The following is a 4,988-nucleotide window of genomic DNA, read 5'->3' as shown; positions in this document are numbered from 1 at the left end:
GCACAGCACCCCGCCCCCGCCCGACCGCAGACACCCCACGGGCAGCCGCCGCACCTCCGCGAGCGGCAGCGACCAGCGCAGCCGCACGGTGGCGTCGGCGAGGTCCGAGGGCCCGTGGTTCCGCGGCACGAACCGCACCCGCACGACGCCCGCGCGCAAGGTCACGTCCCCGTGAAAGGCGAGGTCGACCTCACGCCCGCCGCCTCCGCCGGCGGCGCCTCCCGCACCGGCCACCGCAGCCCCCTCGCTCCCCACCACGAGGACCACCGCAGTCACCCCAGCGGCCACCACCACACTCAGCCGAGAACCGCGCACCACAACCTCCACCACCACACCGCACGACCGGAACCACACCTATTGCCCCGATACATGCCACTGCGCCCCCGCAAGAACACCGCATGCCACCCTGTTGACCATGCTCATCGCCCGCTCCGCCGCGCTCTTCGTCCTCGCCGCCCTCTTCGAGATCGGCGGCGCCTGGCTCGTCTGGCAGGGCGTGCGCGAGCACAAGGGCTGGGCGTGGATCGGCGCGGGCGTGATCGCGCTCGGCATCTACGGTTTCGTGGCGACGCTCCAGCCCGACGCCGAGTTCGGCCGCATCCTCGCCGCGTACGGCGGGATCTTCGTCGCGGGATCGATCGTCTGGGGCACGGTCGCGGACGGCTACCGGCCCGACCGGTGGGACGTCGCCGGAGCGCTGATCTGCCTCGCGGGAATGGCCGTGATCATGTACGCGCCGCGGGCCCGCTGAACGCCCCGCATATCCTGACGAGCGGACCGACCGACGGACCCGCCGACCCACCGAGCCCTGCCCGAGGAGCGCCCCATGACCGCCGCCGCAGCCGCCACCCGCATCGCGATCATCACCGGCGCGAGCAGCGGTATCGGCGCCGCCACCGCCCGCGGTCTCGCCGCCGCGGGCTACCGCGTCGTCCTCACCGCGCGCCGCAAGGACCGCATCGAGGCCCTCGCCGCCGAGCTCAACGACGCCGGGCACGACGCGGTCGCGTACGCGCTGGACGTCACCGACCGCACGGCCGTGGACGAGTTCGCCACCGCCTTCCGCAAGATCGCCGTCCTGGTGAACAACGCGGGCGGCGCGCTGGGCGCGGACCCCGTCGCCACCGGGGACCCGGCCGACTGGCGCCAGATGTACGAGACGAACGTCATCGGCACGCTGAACGTCACCCAGGCCCTGCTGCCCGCGCTCACCGCGAGCGGCGACGGCACGGTGGTCGTCCTCTCCTCGACCGCCGGGCACGGCACGTACGAGGGAGGCGGCGGTTACGTGGCCGCCAAGCACGCCGAGCACGTCCTCGCCGAGACCCTCCGCCTGGAGATCGTCGGCACCCCGGTCCGCGTCATCGAGGTCGCCCCCGGCATGGTCAAGACGGACGAGTTCGCCCTGACCCGCTTCGGCGGCGACGCCGACAAGGCCGCGAAGGTCTACGCGGGCGTCGCCGAGCCGCTCACCGCGGACGACGTGGCGGACACGATCACCTGGGCGGTCACCCGGCCGCCGCACGTCAACATCGACCTGCTGGTGGTCCGCCCGCGCGCCCAGGCGTCCAACAGCAAGGTCCACAGGGAGTCGTGACGATGCGCCTCCCCGGCGACGACCCCGGCCGCCCCGCGTACTCCGCCGACTCCCCCGACCCCCTGGAACGCCTCACCCACGAACACGAGGCGCGCGCCCTCGCCGAGGAGGCGAAGAACGAACGCCTGGTGTGGTGGTACCTGGCGTACTTCCTCTTCGGCATCCACATCGTCGCGTTCGTCATGATCTACGCGGTGAAACACGCGAAGTAGGCGTTCCGCTCCGCGCGTGCGCAGATCGCGAGTCACCCACACCAGTGAACGCGTCCTATCGCCATGCCAGTTGATGTTCGGTCTGCCTAGGCTCGGGCCGACAACATCACATGAGACGGCCCCCAGCCGGGATGCGACCCCGAGCCGAGGGCCTGACCACACAGGAAGGCCTAGAGCTTCCTCATGGCTGAACACGAGCCTAGCGCTCCGCCGTTCATGGACCTCAGCGTTCCCGAGTACGCCTACATGTTCGGCTTCTTGCAGGCCGATGGGCATCTCGCGCCAGGCCCCGGACAGAAGGGGCGTCTGTCCGTCGAGATCAGCGTGCGGGACATCGAGATCCTGCGCGAGTTCCAGCGGCTGACCCCGTACAACAGCACCGTCAGCGAGCGGACCCGTACGACGAACTTCGCAGAGACACACACGTCGGCCACCTGGACCTTGTGCTCCCTGGAGGCCAGGACCAAGCTCAACGAACTCGGCCTGCCCTACGGCCGCAAATCGGAAAGGATCACGCCCCCGCGCGTCGAGTTCTCACGACGGGACTACCTCCGGGGCGTCATCGACGCTGACGGCGCCGTCGGCTACACCGGCCAAGGGCTGCCGTTCGTCTCGCTGACCACGGCAAGCACAGCGGTCGGGGTCTACCTCTGCAGATATACGCGCATGCTCACCGGCGCCGAGCGCCTGATCAAGCGGAACGCACGCGACAACATCTACAACATCGTCTACACCAAGGAACCAGCCATGGAGCTGGTGAGAGACCTCTACTACCCGGGGTGCCTCGCCCTGGAGCGCAAGCGGGCCGCTGCCTCGACGCTGGCGTCATGGGTCCGCCCGGCCGACATGAAGCACGCCCCGCCCCGTCGCCGCTGGAAAGAATGGGAAGACCGGATTCTGCTGCAACACGGCAATGCCGAGACCTCGGCCACGGAGCTGGGACGGACGGTCCAGAGCTGCAGTCTGCGCCTTTGGCGCCTCCGCAGCGGCCGTGTCCCCCTGCCCTCGAACGATCACTGAGCCACTGACCAGCGGGGTCCGTGCCGGTAACAGCACAGGCCCTGCCCGCTTCACCCCTTGACGCAGACGACCTGCTTGAGCTTCGCCACGACCTCCACGAGGTCGCGCTGATGGTCCATCACCTGCTCGATCGGCTTGTAGGCCGCAGGGATCTCGTCCACGACGCCCGAGTCCTTGCGGCACTCGACGCCCCGCGTCTGCTCCTCCAGGTCCTTCGTCGAGAAGCGGCGCTTGGCCGCGCCCCGGCTCATGCGTCGGCCTGCGCCGTGGGAGGCAGAGTTGAAGGCCTTCTCGTTGCCGAGTCCCTTCACGATGTACGTGGCGGTGCCCATCGAGCCGGGGATGATCCCGAGATCCCCTGTGCCTGCCCGGATCGCGCCCTTACGTGTCACCAGCAGGTCCATGCCTTCGTACTGTTCCTCCGCCACGTAGTTGTGGTGGCAGCTGATCTCCGGCTCGAAGGTCACCTTCGCCTCCTTGAACTCCTTGCGGACCACGTCCTTGAGGAGCGCCATCATGATCGAGCGGTTGTACTTCGCGTACTCCTGGGCCCAGTAGAGATCGTTCCGGTACGCCGCCATCTGCGGGGTGTCCGAGACGAAGACCGCGAGATCACGGTCGACCAGCCCCTGGTTGTGCGAGAGCTTCTGGGCGACGCCGATGTGATGCTCGGCGAGTTCCTTGCCTATGTTGCGCGACCCGGAGTGGAGGGTGAGCCACACTGCACCCTCAGAGTCGAACGAAACTTCGAGATGGTGGTTTCCGGAGCCAAGCGTTCCCATCTGCTTGACCGCCCGCGCCTCGCGGAACTTCACCGCCTCCGCGATCCCCTCGAACCGCCCCCAGAAGTCGTCCCACCCCGCCGTCGCCATCCCGTGGAAGCGCCCCGGCTCGACGGGGTCGTCATGCATGCCCCGCCCCACCGGAATCACCTGCTCGATCCGCGACCGCAGCCGGGAAAGATCACCCGGAAGGTCGTTCGCGGTCAGTGACGTCTTGACCGCCGACATGCCGCAGCCGATGTCGACGCCGACCGCGGCCGGGCAGACGGCGCCGCGCATGGCGATCACCGAGCCGACCGTCGCGCCCTTGCCGAAGTGGACGTCCGGCATGACGGCCAGGCCCTCCACCCACGGCAGTGTCGCCACGTTCTGCAGCTGGCGCATCGCCGCTTCCTCGACCGAGGCAGGGTCCGCCCACATCCGGATCGGTACCTTCGCACCGGGAACCTCTACATACGACATATCGTCCTCATTCCCCCGTGATCAACCACAAGCCTTGAAGCGCAAATACCGGCGCCAAGGTCAACGAAAGGGGTGACGGACCGGCGTCCACGGCAGCGCGTGCGATACACATTGTGTCCACCGGCCGCCCACCAGCGGCAACCCAATATCCAGGCAGAGCCAGGTGAGAGGAGCCATCACGGTGCAGCTGAGGGCCAGGGCCTGCGTACCGGGCGTCGCCGCACTCCTCGCGGCGCTGCTGACCGGCTGCTCCGGCGGGTCGGGCCTCGGTGACGAGAGCGACGACTCCAAGCCGGGCGGCAGCGGCAGTTCGAACGCCCCGGCGGAGCCCGGCAAGTACCGCACGCTCCCGGAGCCCTGCGGCGAGGTGGACGAGGACACCCTCGACGCGATGCTGCCCGGCATCCCGGAGATGGAGGACCCCGAGCAGCGCGAGAAGGCGTACGAGGGCACGCCCACGGTGACGTACGACACGGACCGCCGCGTGGGCTGCAACTGGAAGGTCGAGTCGACCGGCGCCTCCCACCACCTGCTCATCGACTTCGAGCGCGTCGTGTCGTACGACGGCACGGTCAGCGACGACGCCCGCGCCGCGGAGGTCTACGCGACGAAGCTGCGGGACGCGGGCCTCTCCCGGCCGTCCGGCTCCCCCACGGAGAGCGGGGACGAGGGCGAGGACCAGGAGAAGGACAAGGGCTGGAGCGGGGACAAGGACAAGGGTGACGGCGCGGGCGGTGCCTCCCAGGCCGGCGACAAGCCGCAGGGCGGGAAGAACGCCCGGGCCGACGACGACAAGGGCAGCCGCAAGGGCAGCGACAAGGACACGAAGGGCGCGAAGGGCTCCGGCGAGGGCCAGGACAGCGCCGCCGACGCCTCCGGGACCGCCACCCCGCCCCCCGGCCTGGAGCCCCGCAC

General features: G+C 69.6%; 6 protein-coding genes and 1 pseudogene. 5 read left to right on the top strand and 2 right to left on the bottom strand.

Annotated elements, in window-relative coordinates; genetic code table 11:
- Positions 1–276, bottom strand: a pseudogene (locus tag AOK03_RS26370) (hypothetical protein); the annotation flags it as partial.
- A 139-nt stretch (positions 277–415) separates the two neighbouring features.
- On the opposite strand from AOK03_RS26370, the gene AOK03_RS26365 reads away from it, so the two are divergent.
- The 4 genes from AOK03_RS26365 to AOK03_RS26350 all read left to right on the top strand — a co-directional run bounded on the left by AOK03_RS26365 (position 416) and on the right by AOK03_RS26350 (position 2,829).
- Entirely contained in the window at positions 416–751 is a 336-nt protein-coding gene (locus AOK03_RS26365) for a YnfA family protein (protein ID WP_055567838.1), read from the top strand.
- A gap of 75 nt (positions 752–826) precedes the next feature.
- Complete coding sequence (locus AOK03_RS26360) at positions 827–1,597, top strand: SDR family NAD(P)-dependent oxidoreductase (protein ID WP_055567837.1); 771 nt, start codon at positions 827–829, stop codon at positions 1,595–1,597.
- Between the two features lie 2 nt (positions 1,598–1,599).
- A complete protein-coding gene (locus tag AOK03_RS26355) occupies positions 1,600–1,809 on the top strand; it encodes a hypothetical protein (RefSeq protein ID WP_055567836.1) in 210 nt (69 codons plus the stop codon).
- Between the two features lie 183 nt (positions 1,810–1,992).
- Positions 1,993–2,829, top strand: coding sequence for a hypothetical protein (locus AOK03_RS26350; RefSeq protein ID WP_055567835.1), 837 nt, complete (start codon positions 1,993–1,995; stop codon positions 2,827–2,829).
- Between the two features lie 50 nt (positions 2,830–2,879).
- Here AOK03_RS26350 and AOK03_RS26345 read toward each other — a convergent pair whose 3' ends face one another.
- The gene (locus tag AOK03_RS26345; protein ID WP_055567834.1) at positions 2,880–4,073 is read right to left on the bottom strand and encodes an RtcB family protein; all 1,194 of its coding nucleotides are present in this window, start codon (positions 4,071–4,073) and stop codon (positions 2,880–2,882) included.
- A 181-nt stretch (positions 4,074–4,254) separates the two neighbouring features.
- On the opposite strand from AOK03_RS26345, the gene AOK03_RS42115 reads away from it, so the two are divergent.
- Positions 4,255–4,988 (top strand): hypothetical protein (locus AOK03_RS42115; RefSeq protein WP_055567833.1); only part of this gene is annotated, 734 nt, incomplete at its 3' end.

The organism is Streptomyces atriruber (genome assembly GCF_001418325.1).
In the GTDB taxonomy this organism is placed as follows: Bacteria; Actinomycetota; Actinomycetes; order Streptomycetales; family Streptomycetaceae; genus Streptomyces; species Streptomyces atriruber.
This window is presented reverse-complemented; position numbering and strand designations above follow the sequence as displayed.

Excerpts from the sequence above, each read along its gene's own strand:
- AOK03_RS26350 (WP_055567835.1), top strand. The coding sequence starts at position 1,993 with ATGGCTGAACACGAGCCTAGCGCTCCGCCGTTCATGGACCTCAGCGTT.
- AOK03_RS26345 (WP_055567834.1), bottom strand. The coding sequence starts at position 4,073 with ATGTCGTATGTAGAGGTTCCCGGTGCGAAGGTACCGATCCGGATGTGG.
- AOK03_RS26365 (WP_055567838.1), top strand. The coding sequence starts at position 416 with ATGCTCATCGCCCGCTCCGCCGCGCTCTTCGTCCTCGCCGCCCTCTTC.
- AOK03_RS26360 (WP_055567837.1), top strand. The coding sequence starts at position 827 with ATGACCGCCGCCGCAGCCGCCACCCGCATCGCGATCATCACCGGCGCG.
- AOK03_RS26355 (WP_055567836.1), top strand. The coding sequence starts at position 1,600 with ATGCGCCTCCCCGGCGACGACCCCGGCCGCCCCGCGTACTCCGCCGAC.